This window comes from Maricaulis sp., assembly GCF_017642925.1.
In the GTDB taxonomy this organism is placed as follows: Bacteria; Pseudomonadota; Alphaproteobacteria; order Caulobacterales; family Maricaulaceae; genus Maricaulis.
In genome coordinates, this window is sequence record NZ_JAEPOL010000009.1 from 120,580 (window position 1) to 140,699 (window position 20,120).

Sequence of the window (20,120 nt, forward strand, 5' to 3'; positions counted from 1 at the left end):
GCTGCCCGGCGAAGCCGGGCGGAAGGGGTGGGAGCGAGGTCTCGGCGATTCTGCCACCACCGGGGTTCACCCCCTCCACCACCGCTTCGCGGCGGTCCTCCTCCCCCATCAAGGGGGAGGATGGAGATCTAATCCCCCAGACAATACCGCTCACCCTCATCCGCCAGACCGAAACCGGCCTCGAAAACCTGCTGGCGTTCCGGGGCGTCCGGGAAGCGCACCGGATTGGTGTGGTTGAAATGAATGAAGCGGATTTTGGCTTTCTCTTCATCCGGCAAGTCCGCAAAACGCGTCATGGAATGTGTGATGAAGGGATGCGGAAAGCCGGACATGTCGCGGCCGGGGATCTCGCCATTGGCGAAGAAGGTGGCGTCGATATAGGCGACATCCACCGAGGCCAGCGCCTGTTCGATCATACCGGGCGCGCCGTCCTCGACGTCACCCCAGACATCCCACTCCTCCCAGCTGTCGATATCCGGCAGGAAGAGCGCCGAGCGGTCCGGCCCGTCGATGCGGAAGCCGACGACCTCGGTGTATTCCTGACGATGGGGCACTTCAAAGGGTGTCACGGTGAGCGAGCCCACGACGGACGGTTCGTCGGCCTGCAGGTCCTCCAGCACGATATTGCCCAGACGCACCAGCTGGTCCCAGGGCCCGTTGGAGAAGAGAAAGGCCGCCATGGAGGGCATGGCGTAGACCGGCACCCCCTGGGCGCCCATGCTCTCGAAACCCAGATACATCAGCCCGGTATAGTGGCCGATATGGCCGTGGGTGAGGAAAATCCCATCCAGCCCCGGCCCCTCGCCTGTTGACGGCGCAAATTCGTCCAGACGCTGCAGCTGCTCACGCATATCCGGTGTTGCCTCGAACAGGTAGCGCGCATCGTGCGGGCGGTCGACAACGGCAAGCGAGGTCGCCAGCCGCCGCAGGGAGGGATCGGCCCAAGCCGGATCGTCCGGATTGCCCATCTGCGGCGCCCCGCCATCCTGGGCCACGCCCAGCACCAGAAGTTCGACCGCGCAGCGAGGCGGAGGCGGAGCTTCGGACTGGACAGTCGATGCAAGAAGCGCGAGCGCAAGCGCGCCTGTGAGAGTCGTCATGTGCAAACGAGAAGCGAAGCCGTGCGGCGGGTCAAGCCTCGCGATTACCAGGGCTCACCCCGTTTACGGGGGAGCTGTCCGCATAGCGGACTGAGGGGGCGGTGCGAAAGCACCGTCGAGCGCGCCAGCGCGCATGACTCTCCCCCATCGCCTCACTGCGCTCGGCACTTCCCCCGCTCACGCAGGGGAAGCCTTCGTGTCGCGTCTTGCCCGTTGCCGCGACTGCCCCTATACCGCCGCAGACATCTTTCCGGGGCCTGACGAAACGGGAGGCGGGATGACCCGCGCCGCATTTTCCTACGACTTCCCCCATCGCCACCTGATTTCGGTGGCCGATCTCAATCCCGTCGACATCCGCATCATCTTCGAGCGCGCTGCCCACTGGCTGGCGGTGAACCGCACGCCGGACAAGTCAAGCGATGTGCTCAAGGGGCTGACGGTGCTGAACCTCTTCTTCGAGGCGTCGACCCGCACCCAGGGCTCGTTCGAGATGGCCGGCAAGCGGCTGGGCGCCGATGTGGTGAATTTCGCCGTGGCGCACTCCTCCGCATCGAAGGGCGAGAGCCTGTCGGATACGGCGCGCACGCTGGCCGCCATGCGGCCGGATATCATGGTGGTACGCCATTCGGCCACCGGCGCGCCGCGCTTCCTCGCCGAACGCACCGGACTGGCCGTGGTCAATGCGGGCGACGGCATGCACGAACACCCCACCCAGGCCCTGCTCGACAGTTTCACCCTGGCCCAGCACTGGGGCGAGGTCGGCGGCAAGCGCATCCTGATTGTCGGCGACATCCTCCACTCGCGCGTTGCCCGCTCGAACATCGGCCTGCTGAACATTCTCGGCGCAGAGATCCGTCTGTGCGCCCCGCCCACTCTGCTGCCGTCAGATGTCGACCAGTGGGGCTGCGACGTCTTCCACGATCTCGACGACGCCCTTCAGGACTGCGACGCCGTCATGGCGCTGCGCCAGCAGAAGGAGCGCATGTCCGGCGGTTTCGTGCCTTCGGCTCGCGAATTCTTCCACCTGTTCGGCCTGACGCATGAACGGCTGGAAGTCTGCTCGCCCGACGTGCTGGTCATGCATCCCGGCCCGATGAACCGCGGCACCGAGATCCACACCAAGCTGGCCGACGACCCAGAGAAGAGCGTGATCCTGGAACAGGTCGAAAGCGGCGTGGCCGTGCGCATGGCGGTGCTCGAACTGATCGGCGAGACCATCCGCCGCGACTTCCATAGCCGGGAGGCGGGACAATGAGCGAGACCAGCCTGGCCATCATCAATGCCCGCCTTGTCGACCCGGCCTCCGGCCATGACGGTCCTGGCGGCGTGCTGATCGAGGATGGTGTCATCGTCCAGACCGGCGGCGAGATCGATGTCGATGCCGCCGACGCGGTGATCGACGCGAAGGGCTGCATCCTCGCGCCCGCGCTGATCGACCTGCGCTGCGCCAAGGAAGCGGCCCTCACACCGGACGGCGAAACACTGGACACGCTGACGGCAGGCGCGGCGGCCGGCGGCTTCGGCACCATCGTGCTTGCTCCGAATGCTCGCGCCCCGCTGGACAAGGCCGACGGGTTTGCCGGCATGAATCGCGGCCTCGCAAAGCGCGGCGTCAATGTGCTCTCCGCCTGCGGCGCGACCCAGGGCCTGGCCGGCGAGCAAATGGCCGAGATCGGGCTGATGGTGCGCGGCGGTGCGGTCTATGCCGGCCAGGGTGACCGGCCCATCAGCGACACCCGCACGATGCGCCGCCTTCTGGCCTATACCAGCCAGTTCGATATCTGGCTCTCGGTGCGCCCGGCCGACTGGGCGCTGTCCGCGGGCACCGTGGCGCTGGAGAGCGACTGGTCGGCCCGCATGGGCCTGCCGGCGGAACCCGCGCTCTCCGAACGCATCGCCATCGAACGCGATGCCGCTTTGGCCGAGCTGTCCGGCGGCAAGCTGATGATCGACCGCCTGTCGACGGCTGACGGTCTGGCCGCCCTGCGGCGCGCCCGTACGCGCGACCAGGAAATCGCCGCAACCGTGGCCGTCGCCCACCTCACCCTGAACGAGGTCGATGCCGGCGGGCTGGACAGCGCTTTCCGCATGGATCCGCCGCTGCGCAGCGAGGCTGACAGGCGCGCTCTGGTCGAGGCGGTCACAAGCGGCGAGATCGATGCCGTGGTCACCGATCACCGTCCCACCCCGTTTGACGACAAGGGCGAGCCCTTTGCTCTCGCCATCGCCGGCACGATGAGCCTGGAAACCGCGCTCGGCGCGATGCTGGGCCTCGTCCATGACGGCCAGCTGGAACTGGTCGACGCCCTGCGGGTGATGACCTGCGGCCCGGCCGATCTTCTGGGTCTGCCGCAGGGCCGGATCACCGACGGCGCTCCCGCCGATCTGATCCTGATCGACGGCGACAAGCCCTGGGTCTGCGATCCGGACCGTTTCCACTCCGCCCGCGGCAATTGCGCCTGGGCCGGACGCCGTTTCCAGGGACAGGTCTTGCAAACTCTCGTCGGCGGAGTCACGATATACAACCAAAAGGCGTAAACCGGTCATGCAACCTCTCTATCTGGCAATCGCGGCCATCGGTGGCTATCTGTTCGGCTCCATTCCCTTCGGCCTTGTGCTGGTACGGCTGGCCGGGCTGGGCGATATCCGTGCGATCGGATCGGGGAATATCGGCGCCACGAACGTGCTGCGCACCGGACGCAAGGACCTCGCCGCCGCCACGCTTATCCTCGACGCCGGCAAGGCGGGCATCGCCGCTGCCGTCTTCGGCCTGCTGCTGGGCACGACGGCCGGCCTGGTGGCCGGTGCGGCCGCCTTCATCGGCCACAGCTTCCCGGTCTGGCTGAAATTCAAGGGCGGCAAGGGCGTCGCGACCTTTGTCGGCACCATGCTGGTCGTGTTCTGGCCGGTCGGCCTCGTGGTGATCGGTACCTGGCTGTTGATGGCCGCGATCTTCCGGATTTCCTCGCTGGCTGCCCTCACCGCCGCACTCGCCGCTCCGGCGGCGGCCTGGTTCCTGGGCCGGCCGGACGTGGCGATCATGGCCGGTGTGCTCACCGTGCTGATCTATGTCCTGCACCGCGCCAACATTGCCCGCCTTCTCAAGGGCGAGGAACCGCGCATCGGCGGCAAGAAGGATGCGGCCCCGGCGACGGACGGTCCCGGAGACACGGCCGCATGAGCGAAGCCGGGCCCGGCCACACCGAAAGGGTGATGTGGCTGCGCCTGGCGCGCACAGAAGGCTTGGGCGCCGTCGGCTTTGCCCGGCTGATCGCCCGCTACGTCACGGCCGAGGCCGCGCTCGACGCCCTGCCCGAACGCTGCCGCAAGGCCGGCAAGCCGGCTCCCGTCATTCCGTCTCGCGAGACGATCGAAGCCGAACTGGACGCAGTGGACCGGGTCGGCGGCGTTATACTCACCGGGATCGATCCCGGTTTCCCGCCATTCCTCACCGCCATCCCCGCGCCACCGCCGGCCCTGGTCGTCAAAGGCGACCTTGGTCTGCTCGACCGCCCGGCCTGTGCCATGGTCGGTGCCCGCAATGCCTCGGCAGCCGGCCTGCGCTTTGCGCGCGAACTGGCGCACGGGCTGGGCAGCGAAGGCATTGTCGTGGTCTCGGGTCTGGCCCGCGGGATCGATGGCGCCGCCCATTCCGGCGCGCTGGATACCGGCACGATTGCCGTCGTCGCCGGCGGGATCGATCACATCTACCCGCCCGAGCACGCCGATCTGCACAATGCCATCGCCGAGCGCGGTCTTGTCGTCTCCGAACGCCCTCTGGGCCGCATCCCGACAGCCCGCGACTTTCCCCGCCGCAACCGGCTGATCTCCGGCCTGTCCTGCGGCACGGTCGTGGTCGAGGCGGCACTGCGTTCCGGCTCGCTGATCACGGCACGCTTTGCCGCCGAACAGGGCCGCGAAGTGATGGCGGTGCCAGGCTCACCGATCGATCCGCGCGCCCGCGGTTCCAACCAGCTTTTGCGGGATGGCGCTCACCTTGTCGAAACCGCCGAGGATGTAACCGGGATCCTCGCCGGCCTGCAGAGCCTGCCGCAGGTCCGGGAAACGCACGCTCAGTCCGGCAGCGATCTCTTTGATGAAGACTGGCCGGACACACCTGCATACGAGAACCCAGAAACGCCGGATACCGGCGATGGCGACATCAGCGACACCAGCCGTGTCCGCGGCCTGGTATCGCCAACCCCGGTCTCGATCGACGAGATCGCCCGGCAAAGTGGCCTGCCGGCCGGAACGGTGTCGGCCATGCTGATGGAATTGGAGCTGACGGGTGAAGTCGCGCGCCTGCCGGGCGGGCTGGTCCAGCGCATCGCCTCCGCAGGCTAGGCAGCCAGTGCCGCGTCAGCCGGCATCACCGGCTTCCTCGATCGCGCGGCCTTCCATTTCGACGATCTGGGCGGCGACCTCGATCAGTATGGCGGCCCGGTTCATCCGGAAACGGTAGGCATCCTCACTGAGCGTTCGAAGGTGCCGGGACAGCTCTTCCGCTTCGGCGCCGCAGGTGAAAGCCGGAGCGGGACTCTTGTTGAAAAGGTCTGCCGAGCGTCGTGCGCGTTTCATCGCCGCCTCCTTCGCTCCAGTAGACTACAACCAAAAGAGGCAAATACGAGCGTGACGCGGATCACGACTTGCCGTTGAGGTGATCCAGCAGCAGATCCCGAGCGTCCTGGACCTGGCGCGCCAGGGCCGCCGAGCCTTCGCCGGTGTCGGGATGCAGCTTCTTCATCAGGCGGCGATGCGCCTGGCGGATTGTCTCGGCATCGGCGGACGCATCGACGCCGAGAATCTCGCGCGCCTCGGCCAGGCTCATGCCTGTTGCCGGCGCTGTGCCGGCCGATCCGCCGGAACTGCGCGAGCGGCGATGGGGAACGCGGATCGCCCGGCCCAGCATGCCCAGGCCGAACAGGCCGATCGGCCCGCCAAGGATGACGGCGCCGCGCAGGCAGATCACCACGCCGGCGATCAGGGCGCCGCTTCCCAGGATGATACGCACCATGCGCGCAGCATCGTCCGTCTTTTGCTGCGAAAACCACCACGCCGCCCCCAGACAGGCGGCCAGCAGCAGAGCTCCGAAGACAAAAGCGGCCATGGCTAAAACGGGATGGGCTGACCTTCCAGGCCCGGCAGTTTGAGCACGATCAGCAGGTCACGCAATTCCTGGCGCGCTGCGACATGGCTCATGGTGAAGGTGACGGTGGAGCCGTTCTCGGTCAGGTCCAGCAGGGTCAGCCCAAGCGGGAAGAGCTCCCGGTAGATGACCCGCTCGGCAAAGCCCGGCGCGAGCCGGAAACCGATCCGCTGGGAGAGCATTTTCAGCCCCTCGCCGACACGGCGCTTGTTGCGCGCATCCAGCATGGAGATACGATTGCGCATCACCACCCAGTCGATCGACTTCTTCTGCATCGCCGCTTTGCGCTTGCGGCATTCCCAGACCATTTCGCTGTACAGGCTCGGGCTGCCGACCTCGAACGTGTCCGGGTCGATCTCGGCCAGCAGGTCGAAATCGATGAAGCTGTCATTGACCGGCGTAATGATCGTGTCAGCGCTGGAATGGGCGAGCCGCGAATAGAGCGTGTCGGCACCCGGCGCGTCGATAACGACGAAATCGCACTGGGTCTTCAGATCGGTCAGAGCTGCCGAGAAACGGTCGGTCTCTTCCTGTTCGGCCAGGTCCAGATCGCGCTGCACCGATGGTGCAAGCGCGATCTCCACCGGCCGCGGCAGGCCGAGGCCATGCCGTTCGCACCAGCGTTCGCGATTACCCAGATAACGGCCGAAAGTCCGCTGGCGCAGATCGAGATCCATCGCGCCGACCGTCTTGCCCATGCGCATCAGGGCCACGGCCAGGTGCATGGCGACGGTCGACTTGCCCGCCCCGCCCTTCTCATTGCCCACCACGATGACATGCGCTTCACGCACGCCGTCGCGGACACGTCCGAGCGGGCGCGACGGCAGACGGAAGGCCGGATGTTTCGTCATGACTACCCAAATCCCCTGCGCGGCTCCGGCGCCGCAAGGGACACCGGACCGCGCCTGCCCGACAAGGCGCTTCCTGCCCTCACCCGCCGCTCTCCGGCGACGCGAAAGGCCTGCCGGAATAATCGGTCGCCTGGCAGTACTGGCCGGACGACCGCAAGGCCGTGCAAACCTCCAGGGCCGCCGCGCCGGAATCGAACGGCCCGGCCTTGAGACGCAGGAAATCACCCTGCTCCGGGATATGGGCGTGTTCGAGGCGTGCGTCCAGACCAGCCAGCACCGGATAAAGGGCCTGCAGTTCAGCCCAGCCACGCAAAGCCATCGCCTCGCGCCGGTAGGACGCCAGATGGACGGCATGCATCACGCTTTGCGCATCGTCGAACTCCGGTGCCGGCGGCAGGTCCTGCGGGCCGGCAGCCCCCCGCCCCGGCCCCTCTTCCGCCGGCAGGCTCTCCAGACCGACCAGCGCCGCCGCCAGAGCGCGCAGCTCGGGATAGACCTGGTCCAGGGTTTCCGGTTCGAAACGGGCAAGATGCGCCAGTTCACGCGCCGTCGCATCGGCCAGACGCGCCGGCTGACTGTCGGCGACAGCGGCTTCGACCGATGCATCGCGATCACGCGTACCGCCCGTCGTGGCGCAAGCGCTGACGATGGCGGCAAGCAGAATGGCTGGAAGAATTCTCATGGCGCTGTATCTAGGGCGAGTCGGATCGCTTGCCTGTATCATGGCTTATGATATTCCCCGGCCTGTCTGTTTTGCGGAACAACCATGCTCAATCTCCAGATTCCCCACGCCACGACGGTTTCGGCCCTGCGCGCGCGCATCCGCAGCTGGCGCGATGACCGGCTGTCCATCGGTTTTGTGCCGACCATGGGCGCGCTGCACGACGGACATATCTCGCTCGTCCGGCTGGCGAAAGCCCATTGCGATCGTGTTGTCGCCAGCGTGTTTGTCAATCCCAGGCAATTTGCCGAAGGCGAGGATCTGGACGCCTATCCGCGTACTATGCTCGAGGATTCCGAAAAGCTCACCCTCGCCAAGTGCGACCTGATCTTCCTGCCCGACGTCGCCGAGATGTATCCTGAAGGCTATTCAGCCAATATCAGCATGAAGGGTGCCGCGGTGGGCCTGGAAAGCGTCGCCAGGCCGCATTTCTTCGACGGCGTCGCGACCGTCGTCGCCAAGCTGTTTAACCAGGTCCGTCCGGACATGGCCTTCTTCGGCGAGAAGGACTACCAGCAGCTCATGGTGATCCGGCAGATGGTGCGCGACCTCAATTTCGGTATCGATATCATCGGCGGCGAGACCATGCGCGAGCGCGACGGCCTCGCCATGTCCTCGCGCAATGTCTACCTGTCGGCCGACGACCGCGCCCGGGCCGCCCGACTCAACGTGATCCTCAAGGAGTTCGCGGCTGCACTCAGTGCCGGCACGCCGGCAGACCAGGCACAAAAGGCCGCGATGGCCAGTGCAACCGCCGCCTTTGATGCGGTCGACTATGTCGAGGCCCGGTGCGCCGCAACGCTGGAAGCGCTTCCCTCCGGCCCCATCGATCGCGATGCCCGTGTCCTGGCTGCGGTGCGGCTGGGATCGACCCGCCTGATCGACAACATGGCGGCAAAACGGCCTTCGTGATGCCCGAATTGCGGCTAAGCTGACCGCTCGTTCAGCCTGCAGCGGAAACCTCCATGGTCTCGCGTCTTCTTCTTGCTCTCTCAGGTCTTGCGCTTCTTGCAGCCCCGGCGGCCGGCCAGACACCGGTCTCGCGCGCGACCGCCGAAATTGTCGCGACCTACCCCCACGATACAGGTGCCTTCACCCAGGGCCTCTTCATCCAGGACGGCATCCTGTTTGAAAGCACGGGGCAGGTCGGTGCGTCCAGCCTGCGCCAGGTGGCACTGGAAACGGGGCATGTGGAACGCCAGACCGCGCTCGAACCGCCCTATTTCGGCGAAGGCTCCGTCCAGCTGGGCTCGCGCATCTATATGCTCACCTGGCAATCGGAAACCGGCTTCATCTTCGACGCCGATACGTTCGAGCACATCGGTACATTCGACTATGAGGGCCAGGGCTGGGGGCTGACGCATGACGGCACGCATCTCATCCTGTCGGATGGCACGGCGGAGCTGCGCGTGATCGACCCGGCCGACTTCTCCACGGTACGCACGATCGCCGTGACCCTGGCCGGGCGGCCGGTGCGGCGCCTTAACGAGCTGGAATGGGTCGATGGCGAGATCTGGGCCAATGTCTGGCAGTCGCCGCTGATCGTCCGCATCGATCCCGAAAGCGGAGCGGTCACAGGATTGATCGACCTGACCGATCTCGTCCCGCCCGCCCTCGCCGGCAGCCGCGACGCCGTCGCCAACGGGATCGCCTGGAACCGCGACACGGGCCAGATCTACGTGACTGGCAAGCTCTGGCCGTCGCTCTACGAGATCCGTATCGACAGCGGCGCGGACTAGATTTACCGCGACGGCGAAACACCCTAGCGTCGCATCCTCCGGTCTGCACAGGGTTTGCCTGCATCATGCGTCAGACATCGCGCGCTCCGCTCTACGCGGCCGCAATCTGCCTGGTCGGCTTGCTCGTAACCTATGCCTGGCTTTGGCTGACCGTGATCTGGGCCGTCCTGGTGGAGGACTGGGCCGGCACGGTCGCCGGGCTGGACGCCCACAACATCATCCATGCCCTGACCACAGCTGAACGCATTCTCATCATCGCGGCGTGCATCAGCATCACGCTGACACTCGCAGCTCTGGCCCTCAGACGGCGCTTCGCGCTCTACACGGCATGCGGCACGCTGATGAGCCATTTCGCAGCCTGGCTGCTCATGGCTGACAATCCCTACTACTCGGCCCAGCCTGGATTTCTGTTCCTGCCTCTGGAGGGGCTGGCCATCACCCTGATTGTCCTGCTCATTCGCCGGCAGGCACTGCGCTAGCGGTCACCAGGCGCCGATTTCCAGCAGTTTGGCACGCAGGTCCGGCGGCAGCTCATCGCCGCCCTCGACCGGACCGCCGACGTCCTGCGGTGCGTCCTCGGGCTTGAGATAGCGCCAGCCCTGGAAAGGCCGGCGCGGCGCGGCGGCCGTTCGCACCACCTCGGTCGACATCACGATGGCACAGCGTTTCACGCCGTCCTCGCCGTCGACCGCCTCCAGCGAAATAATGTCGGAGCGGCAACGGATGGCACCGCCGATCACCCAGTAGAGCGAGCCGCCGTTTTCCACCTCGTCCCGTTTTGCCGGGGTCATGCGGGTCACATGGACCGAAACCGGCGGTTCGCCGGCGGCCCGGCGCCGGGCCGCCGTGCGGGCCATGGACGCTTCCAGCTCCTCGACCGAGGAGACACCGACACAGAGCTTCACCAGATGCATGACCATGGGTCACAGTTAGGGCGACTCAAGGGGCCGGTCAAAGCGCCATGGCCGTCCGGATCAGCGGGCGGCGTTGCCCAGATACTCGATCTCGCTGAAACCGATTTCGAAACCTTCCTGGAAGGTCTGGAAGGCCGCACTGCCCTCGATATTCTGGCTGATACGAACCAGGACCGGGGCCGGCAGGTCGGCCATTTCGGCGAATTCCTGTTCCAGTTCGAACCGGTTCACACGAATGGCAAAATTCGGCTTGAAGCTCTCCGGTGCGAAGAGCCTGAGATGGCGCACGCCCGGTTCGCGGCGGCCGACGGTAATCTCGCCGCGCAGATATTCGGCAAAGGCCGCCTCTTCTTCATCCTCCGCATCGAACTGCGGCTGAAAGCGGTAGGTCACATCATCGGCGTCCTGCAGATGCAGGTTCAGCGTGCCCGGCAGGAAAAGCGCGTCTTCGCCGTCAAAGAACAGGCCGCCCTCATCCTCTTCGTCATCATCGCTGGTGATGACATCGTCCCAGATGGCTTGTTGCTCTTCCGTCAGGTCGGCCTCCGGCGGAGAGACCAGCGTCCAGCGGTCCGCTTCGGGCTGGGCGCCGTCAAACCGGGCGACGATCTCTCCGGCGCTGCCGGTAAAGGTCAGAAGAAAACGCCAATCGGCGTCATTGTCCCCGGCGACGGTGCGGCCGAGCGCGGCCTCGAACGCCTCCAGCTCGCCCGCCGGCCCGGTCTGGGCGTGAACAGGCAGGCTCACCAGGCTCACTGCGCCCAGCGCAGCAGTAAAAACATGTTTCATTGTGCGGTCTCGATACGGTCATCCCTCGCCATCGGCCATAGCAGGGACCACCGGCGCGAACGCATTAAAATCCTGTCACCTTCGGGCAGCGTCAGGCGGCGTGGCGGTTCACGAAACCGTCCGGCGCGGTCGGATCGATGTCGAAGGTGCGTTCGCTCTTGGGCATGGGCCGCTCGCGCTCACCGAACAGCTTGATCTTCAGCTTCACCATCGCAGTCAGCAAACGCTTGCCCAGCGCACCCGGGCCTTCGGTCGAGGTCGAGCGCGGCTTGTAGCCCAGCGACCGGCGCAGCACACCATTGGCAAAGAGGATCGAATTCTGCAGCCGCGATTGCGGTGTGGAAATCTCGAACGGCACCGACACGTTTACGCCGGACTGGTTCTCGATCCGGTGCGGACCGTGCAGCGGCCAGTTGGCCGCCATGCCCGGATGCAGGTCGACCGTGAAAGCGTCGGCATCCCAGGCCGGATCGAAATCGATATCCTCGGTCTTGTCCTTGTGCAGGACAGCCTCGACATCGTCGGTGTTCAGATAGGGCAGACGCGGCGGATAGGTACGGAACCGCTTCACGCCGCGCATGTGCCACAGCATGGTTTCCGAGACGTCCGAATGCAGGAAGACCTGGGCCGTCGGCGAAGAGATGAGGATGCCCGCCTCAGCGACCAGCGGCCGGAAGGACGGGTCGGCCTTCTTCATGTCGGCAAGCATGGCCTCGTAGATCGGCCGGTATTCCGGATCGCGGTCCATGGCATGGCGCAGATTGATCCACAGCTTGCCGCGGCGCACCGCCTCGATCAGTTCCAGGCCCGACAGCGCACCGGGGTCGCCGGCCCGCCAGCTGTCATGGTCGGTCGCGTCATCGCCCATGGTGCAAAAATCGATCAGGTCACGCGGGTGCCGCTCGATCAATGCCGCCAGCGCCATGTCGGAGAAGGCGTGGTGCTCGTGATAGCTGTGGCGGATAACGACGGGCTGCTTGCGGAATTTCCGCCGCGCCTCGTCGGTCCAGCTGCTCGAAAAACGGGCCATGTAGGTGTCGCGCATTGAACCGCTCCCTTGGATATCCCCCCAGGAAGTGCAAGCAGTATGCCGGTCTCGCGTGACACGGGAATGATGGAGTTTTCTTCCCCACGGAACGTGGGGAAGTGGGCCGATGCACAGCATCGGGTCGAAGGGGCCTCCGGAGCCGACGGCGTAGGAGGGAACCGGCGGAGCCCGTCACGGACAGCCCCCGCCGCGCGATGCGCGGCGGCCCCTCCCCGCGTTCCGCGGGGAGGAAAAGCTGTTAAGCCGCCGCGTCGACCTCTTCAGCGAGCGTGACGAGGATATCGCCCTCGCCCACCTGGCCGCCGGCCTCGACGCTGACTTCGGCAATCACGCCGTCGCGCGGCGCAGTGAGCGCGTGCTCCATCTTCATCGCTTCCAGCACGACCAGCGCCTGTCCCTTGGTGACGCTGTCGCCCGGCTTGATATTGACGGCCAAGACCTTGCCCGGCATCGGCGCCTTGATCACACCGCCTGCCTCGGCCGCATCGGCCAGGGCTTCAGGATGCGGTTCGGCAAACACCGTCACCCGGCCGCGGCATGCCAGAAGCATGCCGTCATCGACCGCTTCGCAATGCGCAACGATACGCTCGCCATCCACCACCGCCTCGAAGCTGTAGCCTTCGAACGTGTCGCCGACCTCGAGCCCTTCCAACACCGAGACCACATCACCGGTGCAAACCTCAATCCGTTCGCCATCCAGCTTCAGCACGGCTTCCACCGGCTCGCCGCCGACCTCGAACCGGCATGACAGGTGCGGATCGCCATTGAGACGCCAGCCATCGGCGGCGTCGAACGGATCCAGCGCTGCTGCAATCACCGGACGCAGGTCCAGCACGGCCAGCGTGGCGAAGGCGGCGTCGGCCGGCCGCACGGCCGGGGGAATGAGATCGTCGATGCGCTCCTCGATAAAGCCGGTCGACAGTCTCTCGTCCAGGAAATCCGGATTGACAGCAGCGCGGCGCAAGAAGCCTGCATTGGTCTTCACCGGCCAGACGACGAGATCGTCGATCATGCCGGCCAGACGGAGTGCCGCCTCGCGCCGCGTGGGCGCATGGGCGATCAGCTTGGCGATCATCGGGTCATAGTGCAGCGAGACCTCGCCGCCTTCCTCAACCCCGGTATCGACCCGAAGCGGACCGCCGGAGGCCGGCAGGTCCAGGCGATGAAGCGGCCCCGTCGAAGGCAAGAAACCGCCCGCCGGGTCCTCCGCATAGAGGCGCGCCTCCATGGCGTGTCCGGACAGGTGGATACTGTCCTGCTCGGGCACCGAACCACCCGCGGCGATCTTCAGCTGCAGCTCGACCAGGTCGAGCCCCGTGACCATTTCGGTGACCGGATGTTCCACCTGGAGACGGGTATTCATTTCCATGAAGAAGAAACCGTCCTCGCGCAGCGGGCCGGAACCGTCGACGATGAACTCCACCGTGCCGGCGCCGACATAATCGACCGCCCGGGCCGCGTTGATGGCGGCCGAACACATGGCGGCACGCACGCCCGGCGTCATGCCCGGTGCGGGCGCTTCCTCAATCACCTTCTGGTGCCGGCGCTGCAGCGAGCAGTCGCGCTCGAACATGTGGACCACACGGCCACGGCTGTCGCCGAAGACCTGGACCTCGATATGGCGCGGATTGACGATGAATTTCTCGATCAGCACCCGGTCGTCGCCGAAGCTCTTGGACGCTTCGCGCTTGCAGCTTTCCAGCGCGGCGGCGAAGTCCTCCGCCTTCTCGACCTTGCGCATACCCTTGCCGCCACCACCGGCCACGGCCTTGATCAGCACCGGATAGCCAATGGCATCGGCGGCTTCGGCCAGCAATTCGGGATCCTGATTGTCGCCGTGATAGCCCGGCGTGACGGGCACGCCCGCCTCTTCCATCAGTGCCTTGGCCCGGTCCTTCAGCCCCATCGCGCGGATGGCGGAGGCCGGCGGCCCCACGAAAATGATGTCATTGGCAGCGCAGGCTTCGGCAAAGGCCGCATTCTCGGACAGGAAGCCATAGCCCGGATGGATGGCATCGGCCCCGGTTTCCTTCGCGGCCGCAATGATCTTGTCGGCAACCAGATAGCTTTCCGCGGCCGGAGCCGGCCCGATCGCCACAGCCATGTCGGCCATGCGCACATGGGGCGCATCGGCATCGGCTTCGGAATAGACGGCGACGGTGCGGATGCCCATGCGCTGGGCGGTCCGCATCACACGGCAGGCGATCTCGCCGCGATTGGCGATCAGGAGCGTCTTGATCATGGGTCTCGTGCCTCGCTCTTGGAACCGGTCTGTGGGTCTGGACGACGGTATTGCACAGCCGCCACCAGGACAAAACTGATGATCATCAGGAGGTACCACGAGCCCAGCTTGGCGAGCGACACCATGTGCCAGCTCACCTCCTGGCCCGGATAGGACCAGGCGCGCGCGAACGTCCCGATATTTTCGGCGAACCAGATGAACAGCGCGACCAGCAGGAAGCCAATCACCAACGGCATCGGCCGGTGGGCCCGGTCCGGCCGGAACCAGACCACGCTGCGCCCGTAGAGCAGCACTGTCGCCGCGAACAGGACATAGCGGATATCGACCGTGTAGTGGTGCGCAAAGAAATTGATATAAACCGCTGTCGCCAAAAGATATTGCCACCACATCTTCGGAAAGCGGTCGAATCTGAATTCGAAGATGCGCCAGACCCGCGCCAGGTAGGACCCGACGGCCGCGTACATGAAGCCGGAGAAGAGCGGCACGCCCGCGATCCGCAGCAGGCTCTCCTCCGGATAGACCCAGCTGCCGGCATAGGTCTTGAAGATTTCCATCACCGTACCGACGACGTGGAAGGCGGCGATCACCTTCGCCTCCTCCCAGCTTTCCAGCTTGCTCGCGATCAGCGCGACCTGGATCGCCAGGGCAGCGAGGGTGAGGAAGTCATAGCGCGCCAGCGCGGCGTCGGCGGGATACCAGAGGAAGGTCGCCAGCAGCAGCGCCAGCATCAGGCCGCCGAACAGGCAGGCCCAGGCCTGCTTGATGCCGAAGCTGACGAATTCGAACACGCCCAGCGTGACCGGCCCCTGCACGAACCAGGCCCGCAGCGCCTCGCGCCGCCGGTGCAGGAATGCCCGCGGATCGGGACGCCGGATCAGTGCCGGGTCCTCCGTCTATTCCGCCCAGCTCGGCTTGCGGCGTTCCAGGAAGGCGGCGAGGCCTTCCTGGCCCTCCTCGGAGGCCCGGCGGCGGGCGATGGCCTTGGCGGTGTGTACGGCAAGACCGTGATTGATCTCCTGGCCGAACACATCGTCGACCAGCTGTTTGGCATCGTGCACGGCGCCGGGCGCAGCGGAGAAAGCGAGCTTGGCGAGATGCTCTTCCATCTGCGCCATCTCTTCCATCGTCTCGACGGTGTATTGCGCCAGGCCGATCTTCTCGGCGAAGGTGCCGTCAAAGCCTTCGCCCGTCGCAAACAGGGCGCGGGCCCATCGCGGGCCGATGGCGCGCACGACATAGGGCGAGATCGTCGCCGGCGTCAGGCCGAGGCGCACTTCGGAAAAGCGGATCTGGGCGTCCTTCATCACCACGCCGACATCGCAGGCGGCCAGCAGTCCGGCGCCGCCGCCCATTGCGGCGCCATGCACCAGGGCCACGGTGAGCTGGGGCAGTTCGTGCAGGCGCTTGAGCATATTGGCCAGCGCCATCGCGTCTTCTTCATTGTCGGCCTCGGTGAAGAGGGCGGAGGCTTTCATCCAGTCAAGATCGGCACCGGCGGAGAAACTCTTGCCCGCCCCGCGCAGGAAGACGATGCGCACGCCCGCCTCGCTCGCCCGCAGCGTCTCGAACGTATCGGACAGCTGGGCGATGACCTCGGCATTGAAGGCATTGTGCTTGTCGGGACGGTTCAGCGTGATCACCGCCACACCGGCCGGGCTGACATCGAGAAGCACGGGCGCGTCGGACATGGAGAAACTCCTTCATTTCGGGGCTGTGTGTGCCAAGGCTTAGCGCCCGCCCGCCGCCGTCACAATGAAAAAGCACAACTCATCCTTCCCCTTGATGGGGAAGGTGGGCCGAAGCGGAGCTTCGGGTCGGAAGGGGTGAATCCCGGTGGGGGCAAATTCGCGAACACCTCGCCCCCACCCCATCCACCCCGCCTGCGGCGCGGTCCCCCTGCCCCATCAAGGGGCAGGATGGAGCGTGGCACATGAGAAAGGGCCGCCGGATTGCCGGCGGCCCTCTGTCTTTGCAGGTCTCGCGACAGGATCAATCGCCGCGGAAGATCAGGCCCTTGACCAGACCCAGGACCAGGATGGCGACGAAGTAGCCGATCGCCAGGGCGCCCAGATAGAGCAGATAATCGGTCTGGGTGAATTGCTGTACGAAACCGTTGAAGTCGAAGCCGGTCGATCCGCCCCGCACCATCGGCATCACGATATCCACTATCACATGGATGATCACGCCCACAACGGTGAAGATGAGGATGGCGCCGATCTCGCGCATCAGCAGCGCAAGAACCAGGGCAATCACACCCAGCTGGATACCCAGCATCATCCAGTTGACGGAGCTGACCCCGTCACCGGCATAGGCAATCAGGCCCGGCATGAAGAAGTCGATAGCGGGCTGGATATAGCCCATGATCTGGTCGAGAAATTCCATAACGCGGTCCCCTTCCGCAACTTAACGCCGGCTCCACCTTACCCCAAGTTCGAGCCATCCGTTAACGATCTTTCCAAACATGCCTCAAGGGAAGCCGGTTCTCCTGAGACGCGAACACCGCTATTTTCTGAAGACCATCCGCTTGATCGCGAACAGGATCGCCACGACGATCAGATAGCCGACGAACAGGACGCCGGCATAACGCCAGAAATGCGGCTCGAGCAGCGGCGGCAGGCTGAACCCGCCTGACCCGGCAATCACCGGCGCCAGGCTTTCCAGTACGATATGGGCCAGCGTGGCGCCGACCGCGATAAAGGGCAGACGCGCCCAGGCGGTCATCATCAAGGTCGCCACGACAGCCACAAGCAGGCCCAGCACGGCGTTGACTTCGGCGAAGCCCTCGCGGGCAAATCCCAAGATGGACTCAAGCATGTTCGATACTCCCCCAGCGCATGCCTGCTTGCGGCGATGCGGGAGAGATACTAGCGCGAATTAACCATTTGTCACGAAGAAAGCGTCCGGAGGCCCCGAGCAACTCTTTGAATTTTCGGGTATTCCGAGCCCGTCAAACGCCACGCCGCCCGAGCGCTTCCACCTTGTGCAGCATCTTCGCCCGGCCTGGCACGCCCGCCGCTTCCACACCGCCCAGTATGGTCCGGCGCACGGGCTTGAAGCCGGAAAGGCGCAGAATGCCCTTCTCCAGCCCCTTTACGCTGTGTCCGCCGAACATGGTGCTGTAAGCAAAGCCGGGCATGCCCATCGTCACAATGATCCGGGCCGACTTGCCCTTCATCTTCTGCGCAGGCCAGCCGGCACCGTCATTCGTCGTGGCGAGGAGGAACTCATTGCGCGCCATCTGTTCCAGGAAGGCCTTGAGGCGGGCCGGCATACAGCCCAGCCAGAGCGGGAAAATCAGGACAAGATGATCGGCCGCCGCCAGCTTGCCGCGCTCGCCGACAATCTGCATGTCCGGCGGCGTGTCGAATTCGGACTGGTTGTGCAGGAAGTCGATCGGCAAGGTGCCGATATCGATCCGGCTGACTTCAAAGCCTGCCTCGCGGGCGCCGCGCTCATAGGCTTCCGCCAGCGCCGGAACAAAATGCTCCGGCGAAGCGTCCGGATGTCCGTTGATAATGCAGATCGACCGTTTCATGACCGCACTCCCTGTGCGGTCTCTATACACCCGGCATCCGTGCAGGGCCGCGTGTCACGGCGCCGCAGGGCGGCCTACATCCGGAAAACGCCGAACTTCGTCTTCTCGATCGGGGCATTCAGCGAAGCGGAGAGCGACAGGCCGAGCACGCGGCGCGTGTCGGCCGGCGCGATCACGCCGTCATCCCACATCCGGGCGGTCGAGAAATACGGATGCCCCTCGGCCTCGTAGGCCTCGCGGATCGGCTGTTTGAACTTCGCCTCGTCCTCGGCCGGCCAGTCCTCGCCACGCGCTTCCATGGCGTCGCGCTTGACGGTGGCCAGCACCGAAGCGGCCTGCTCGCCCCCCATCACCGAGATGCGCGCATTCGGCCACATGAAGAGGAAGCGCGGGGAATAGGCGCGCCCGCACATGCCGTAATTGCCGGCCCCGTAGGAGCCGCCGATGATGACGGTGAATTTCGGGCCCTTGAAGGTCGACACAGCCGTGACCAGCTTGGCGCCGTCCTTGGCGATGCCGCCGGCCTCGTACTTCGAGCCGACCATGAAGCCGGTGATATTCTGCAGGAAGACCAGCGGGATGCCGCGCTGGGCGCACAGCTCGATGAAGTGGGCCCCCTTCTGGGCACTCTCGGAGAAGAGGATGCCATTGTTGGCGATGATACCGACCGGCATGCCGTAGAGCCTGGCAAACCCGGTCACCAGCGTCTCGCCATAGAGCTTCTTGAACTCGTCGAACTCCGACCCGTCGACGATGCGGGCGATCACCTCGCGGACATCGAAGGGCGCGCGCGTGTCGGTGGGGATGATGCCGCCCAGTTCGGCCGGATCGTATTTCGGCTCGCGCGGATCGGTGACGTCCAGATCGATCGTTTTGACCGTGTTCAGCGTGCCGACAATCCGCCGGGCCGTGTGCAGGGCATGTTCGTCATTGGCCGCATAGTGGTCAGCCACGCCGGAGACGCGGGCGTGCACATCGGCGCCGCCCAGATCCTCGGCGGAGATCACCTCGCCCGTCGCCGCCTTCACCAGCGGCGGGCCGCCCAGGAAGATCGTGCCCTGCTTGCGCACGATCACCGTTTCGTCCGACATCGCCGGCACATAGGCGCCGCCCGCCGTACAGGAGCCCATCACCACGGCGATCTGGGGGATGCCCTCGGCGGACATATTGGCCTGGTTGAAGAAGATGCGTCCGAAATGGTCGCGATCGGGAAACACCTCGGCCTGGTGCGGCAGGTTCGCACCGCCGCTATCGACCAGATAAACGCAGGGCAGACGGTTCTGCATCGCGATTTCCTGGGCGCGCAGGTGCTTCTTCACCGTCATCGGATAATAGGCACCGCCCTTGATGGTCGGGTCATTGCACACGACCATCACTTCACGGCCCGAGACCCGGCCGATACCGGCAATCATGCCGGCACCGTGCACATTGCCCTCATACATGCCATTGGCCGCGAGTGCCCCGATTTCCAGGAAGGGCGAGCACGGATCCAGCAGCCGCTCGACCCGGTCACGCGGCAGGAGCTTGCCCCGCGAAACATGCCGCTCGCGCGACCGCTCCGGTCCGCCCAGCGCCGCCTCGGCCGTCTTCGCCCGCAGATCGGCGATCAGCGCATCCATGGCTGCCGCGTTCTCGCGGAAAGTATCGGACTGCGGATCGATGGCGGAAACGAGCTTGGTCATGATCGGGTCCCGGTTTGGTCAATCTCTGCCGCTGCTTAACCCGCCAGACCACCCGAGCGCAATTGTTGCTGCATCCAAAGCGGTTCCGGCACGCATCTTTCCCGGCAAAGGCCCAACGGGACAAGACCATGCGCGATCAACCGGTTTCTCCCCTCCCGCTCTCGCTGCGGGCCCCAGCCGATTCGCCCATATCCGGGCCGCAGCAGACCGTATGCCGGACCATCACAAACCGGACGAAAAACGGAAAAGTTGTTGCTTTGTTAGGAACGCAACCGCGTTTCCCACGTTGTTTCGACGGAATGCCTTGGCGCCGTCACACTTCTCCGGCAATGTCTGACACGGACCGCCGGGAC

Annotated in this window: 22 protein-coding genes; 7 read left to right on the plus strand and 15 right to left on the minus strand. The window is 65.4% G+C overall.

Annotation, left to right across the window (positions count from 1 at the left end; translation table 11 throughout):
- Positions 1–128: 128 nt before the first annotated feature.
- On the minus strand, positions 129–1,100 hold the full coding sequence (locus JJ918_RS09190; protein ID WP_291886175.1) for an MBL fold metallo-hydrolase: 972 nt from the start codon (positions 1,098–1,100) through the stop codon (positions 129–131).
- Between the two features lie 277 nt (positions 1,101–1,377).
- Here JJ918_RS09190 and JJ918_RS09195 point away from each other — a divergent pair, with 277 nt between their 5' ends.
- From JJ918_RS09195 to dprA, 4 genes are read left to right on the plus strand one after another with little or no spacing between them, the layout of a single operon-like run.
- Complete coding sequence (locus JJ918_RS09195; RefSeq protein ID WP_291886178.1) at positions 1,378–2,355, plus strand: aspartate carbamoyltransferase catalytic subunit; 978 nt, start codon at positions 1,378–1,380, stop codon at positions 2,353–2,355.
- Complete coding sequence (locus tag JJ918_RS09200) at positions 2,352–3,638, plus strand: dihydroorotase family protein (protein ID WP_291886180.1); 1,287 nt, start codon at positions 2,352–2,354, stop codon at positions 3,636–3,638. The genes JJ918_RS09195 and JJ918_RS09200 overlap by 4 nt, the downstream gene beginning before the upstream one ends.
- Positions 3,639–3,645: 7 nt before the next feature.
- The gene (gene plsY, locus JJ918_RS09205) at positions 3,646–4,281 is read left to right on the plus strand and encodes a glycerol-3-phosphate 1-O-acyltransferase PlsY (RefSeq protein WP_291886183.1); all 636 of its coding nucleotides are present in this window, start codon (positions 3,646–3,648) and stop codon (positions 4,279–4,281) included.
- Complete coding sequence (gene dprA / locus JJ918_RS09210; RefSeq protein WP_291886185.1) at positions 4,278–5,444, plus strand: DNA-processing protein DprA; 1,167 nt, start codon at positions 4,278–4,280, stop codon at positions 5,442–5,444. The genes plsY and dprA overlap by 4 nt, the downstream gene beginning before the upstream one ends.
- Positions 5,445–5,459: 15 nt before the next feature.
- Here the strand turns inward: dprA and JJ918_RS09215 are convergent, their stop codons facing one another.
- The 4 genes from JJ918_RS09215 to JJ918_RS09230 form a co-directional block, all read right to left on the minus strand.
- On the minus strand, positions 5,460–5,678 hold the full coding sequence (locus tag JJ918_RS09215; RefSeq protein ID WP_291886187.1) for a hypothetical protein: 219 nt from the start codon (positions 5,676–5,678) through the stop codon (positions 5,460–5,462).
- A gap of 61 nt (positions 5,679–5,739) precedes the next feature.
- Positions 5,740–6,207: a DnaJ domain-containing protein gene (locus JJ918_RS09220; RefSeq protein ID WP_291886189.1), complete on the minus strand. Its 468-nt coding sequence runs from the start codon at positions 6,205–6,207 to the stop codon at positions 5,740–5,742.
- A gap of 2 nt (positions 6,208–6,209) precedes the next feature.
- The gene (locus tag JJ918_RS09225; protein WP_291886191.1) at positions 6,210–7,097 is read right to left on the minus strand and encodes a division plane positioning ATPase MipZ; all 888 of its coding nucleotides are present in this window, start codon (positions 7,095–7,097) and stop codon (positions 6,210–6,212) included.
- Positions 7,098–7,176: 79 nt separating this feature from the next.
- Complete coding sequence (locus JJ918_RS09230) at positions 7,177–7,779, minus strand: SPOR domain-containing protein (protein WP_291886193.1); 603 nt, start codon at positions 7,777–7,779, stop codon at positions 7,177–7,179.
- Positions 7,780–7,863: 84 nt separating this feature from the next.
- On the opposite strand from JJ918_RS09230, the gene panC reads away from it, so the two are divergent.
- The 3 genes from panC to JJ918_RS09245 all read left to right on the plus strand — a co-directional run bounded on the left by panC (position 7,864) and on the right by JJ918_RS09245 (position 10,036).
- Positions 7,864–8,730, plus strand: a complete 867-nt coding sequence (panC, locus tag JJ918_RS09235) for a pantoate--beta-alanine ligase (RefSeq protein ID WP_291886195.1) — start codon at positions 7,864–7,866, stop codon at positions 8,728–8,730.
- A gap of 53 nt (positions 8,731–8,783) precedes the next feature.
- Entirely contained in the window at positions 8,784–9,557 is a 774-nt protein-coding gene (locus JJ918_RS09240; RefSeq protein ID WP_291886197.1) for a glutaminyl-peptide cyclotransferase, read from the plus strand.
- Positions 9,558–9,622: 65 nt separating this feature from the next.
- Entirely contained in the window at positions 9,623–10,036 is a 414-nt protein-coding gene (locus JJ918_RS09245) for a hypothetical protein (RefSeq protein ID WP_291886199.1), read from the plus strand.
- 3 nt (positions 10,037–10,039) lie between these two features.
- Here JJ918_RS09245 and JJ918_RS09250 read toward each other — a convergent pair whose 3' ends face one another.
- From JJ918_RS09250 to JJ918_RS09295, 10 genes are all read right to left on the minus strand, one after another.
- The gene (locus tag JJ918_RS09250) at positions 10,040–10,471 is read right to left on the minus strand and encodes a DUF1489 domain-containing protein (protein WP_291886201.1); all 432 of its coding nucleotides are present in this window, start codon (positions 10,469–10,471) and stop codon (positions 10,040–10,042) included.
- 60 nt (positions 10,472–10,531) lie between these two features.
- Complete coding sequence (locus tag JJ918_RS09255; protein ID WP_291886203.1) at positions 10,532–11,260, minus strand: hypothetical protein; 729 nt, start codon at positions 11,258–11,260, stop codon at positions 10,532–10,534.
- A 91-nt stretch (positions 11,261–11,351) separates the two neighbouring features.
- A complete protein-coding gene (locus JJ918_RS09260; protein ID WP_291886205.1) occupies positions 11,352–12,305 on the minus strand; it encodes a hypothetical protein in 954 nt (317 codons plus the stop codon).
- A gap of 241 nt (positions 12,306–12,546) precedes the next feature.
- On the minus strand, positions 12,547–14,550 hold the full coding sequence (locus JJ918_RS09265) for an acetyl/propionyl/methylcrotonyl-CoA carboxylase subunit alpha (protein ID WP_291886207.1): 2,004 nt from the start codon (positions 14,548–14,550) through the stop codon (positions 12,547–12,549).
- Positions 14,547–15,362, minus strand: coding sequence for a DUF817 domain-containing protein (locus tag JJ918_RS09270; protein ID WP_291886209.1), 816 nt, complete (start codon positions 15,360–15,362; stop codon positions 14,547–14,549). Before JJ918_RS09270 ends, JJ918_RS09265 begins: the two co-directional genes overlap by 4 nt.
- A gap of 81 nt (positions 15,363–15,443) precedes the next feature.
- Positions 15,444–16,238, minus strand: a complete 795-nt coding sequence (locus JJ918_RS09275) for an enoyl-CoA hydratase-related protein (RefSeq protein WP_291886211.1) — start codon at positions 16,236–16,238, stop codon at positions 15,444–15,446.
- Between the two features lie 301 nt (positions 16,239–16,539).
- Positions 16,540–16,932: a hypothetical protein gene (locus tag JJ918_RS09280; protein WP_291886213.1), complete on the minus strand. Its 393-nt coding sequence runs from the start codon at positions 16,930–16,932 to the stop codon at positions 16,540–16,542.
- Between the two features lie 120 nt (positions 16,933–17,052).
- Positions 17,053–17,364, minus strand: a complete 312-nt coding sequence (locus JJ918_RS09285; protein ID WP_291886215.1) for a hypothetical protein — start codon at positions 17,362–17,364, stop codon at positions 17,053–17,055.
- A 133-nt stretch (positions 17,365–17,497) separates the two neighbouring features.
- Complete coding sequence (locus JJ918_RS09290; RefSeq protein WP_291886216.1) at positions 17,498–18,085, minus strand: NAD(P)H-dependent oxidoreductase; 588 nt, start codon at positions 18,083–18,085, stop codon at positions 17,498–17,500.
- 74 nt (positions 18,086–18,159) lie between these two features.
- Positions 18,160–19,767, minus strand: coding sequence for a carboxyl transferase domain-containing protein (locus JJ918_RS09295; protein ID WP_291886217.1), 1,608 nt, complete (start codon positions 19,765–19,767; stop codon positions 18,160–18,162).
- Positions 19,768–20,120: the final 353 nt, after the last annotated feature.

What these genes read in the sequence shown, in the direction of transcription:
- JJ918_RS09190 (WP_291886175.1), bottom strand. Translation starts at nt 1,100, where the DNA reads ATGACGACTCTCACAGGCGCGCTTGCGCTCGCGCTTCTTGCATCGACT.
- JJ918_RS09195 (WP_291886178.1), top strand. Translation starts at nt 1,378, where the DNA reads ATGACCCGCGCCGCATTTTCCTACGACTTCCCCCATCGCCACCTGATT.
- JJ918_RS09200 (WP_291886180.1), top strand. Translation starts at nt 2,352, where the DNA reads ATGAGCGAGACCAGCCTGGCCATCATCAATGCCCGCCTTGTCGACCCG.
- plsY (WP_291886183.1), top strand. Translation starts at nt 3,646, where the DNA reads ATGCAACCTCTCTATCTGGCAATCGCGGCCATCGGTGGCTATCTGTTC.
- dprA (WP_291886185.1), top strand. Translation starts at nt 4,278, where the DNA reads ATGAGCGAAGCCGGGCCCGGCCACACCGAAAGGGTGATGTGGCTGCGC.
- JJ918_RS09215 (WP_291886187.1), bottom strand. Translation starts at nt 5,678, where the DNA reads ATGAAACGCGCACGACGCTCGGCAGACCTTTTCAACAAGAGTCCCGCT.
- JJ918_RS09220 (WP_291886189.1), bottom strand. Translation starts at nt 6,207, where the DNA reads ATGGCCGCTTTTGTCTTCGGAGCTCTGCTGCTGGCCGCCTGTCTGGGG.
- JJ918_RS09225 (WP_291886191.1), bottom strand. Translation starts at nt 7,097, where the DNA reads ATGACGAAACATCCGGCCTTCCGTCTGCCGTCGCGCCCGCTCGGACGT.
- JJ918_RS09230 (WP_291886193.1), bottom strand. Translation starts at nt 7,779, where the DNA reads ATGAGAATTCTTCCAGCCATTCTGCTTGCCGCCATCGTCAGCGCTTGC.
- panC (WP_291886195.1), top strand. Translation starts at nt 7,864, where the DNA reads ATGCTCAATCTCCAGATTCCCCACGCCACGACGGTTTCGGCCCTGCGC.
- JJ918_RS09240 (WP_291886197.1), top strand. Translation starts at nt 8,784, where the DNA reads ATGGTCTCGCGTCTTCTTCTTGCTCTCTCAGGTCTTGCGCTTCTTGCA.
- JJ918_RS09245 (WP_291886199.1), top strand. Translation starts at nt 9,623, where the DNA reads ATGCGTCAGACATCGCGCGCTCCGCTCTACGCGGCCGCAATCTGCCTG.
- JJ918_RS09250 (WP_291886201.1), bottom strand. Translation starts at nt 10,471, where the DNA reads ATGCATCTGGTGAAGCTCTGTGTCGGTGTCTCCTCGGTCGAGGAGCTG.
- JJ918_RS09255 (WP_291886203.1), bottom strand. Translation starts at nt 11,260, where the DNA reads ATGAAACATGTTTTTACTGCTGCGCTGGGCGCAGTGAGCCTGGTGAGC.
- JJ918_RS09260 (WP_291886205.1), bottom strand. Translation starts at nt 12,305, where the DNA reads ATGCGCGACACCTACATGGCCCGTTTTTCGAGCAGCTGGACCGACGAG.
- JJ918_RS09265 (WP_291886207.1), bottom strand. Translation starts at nt 14,550, where the DNA reads ATGATCAAGACGCTCCTGATCGCCAATCGCGGCGAGATCGCCTGCCGT.
- JJ918_RS09275 (WP_291886211.1), bottom strand. Translation starts at nt 16,238, where the DNA reads ATGTCCGACGCGCCCGTGCTTCTCGATGTCAGCCCGGCCGGTGTGGCG.
- JJ918_RS09280 (WP_291886213.1), bottom strand. Translation starts at nt 16,932, where the DNA reads ATGGAATTTCTCGACCAGATCATGGGCTATATCCAGCCCGCTATCGAC.
- JJ918_RS09285 (WP_291886215.1), bottom strand. Translation starts at nt 17,364, where the DNA reads ATGCTTGAGTCCATCTTGGGATTTGCCCGCGAGGGCTTCGCCGAAGTC.
- JJ918_RS09290 (WP_291886216.1), bottom strand. Translation starts at nt 18,085, where the DNA reads ATGAAACGGTCGATCTGCATTATCAACGGACATCCGGACGCTTCGCCG.
- JJ918_RS09295 (WP_291886217.1), bottom strand. Translation starts at nt 19,767, where the DNA reads ATGACCAAGCTCGTTTCCGCCATCGATCCGCAGTCCGATACTTTCCGC.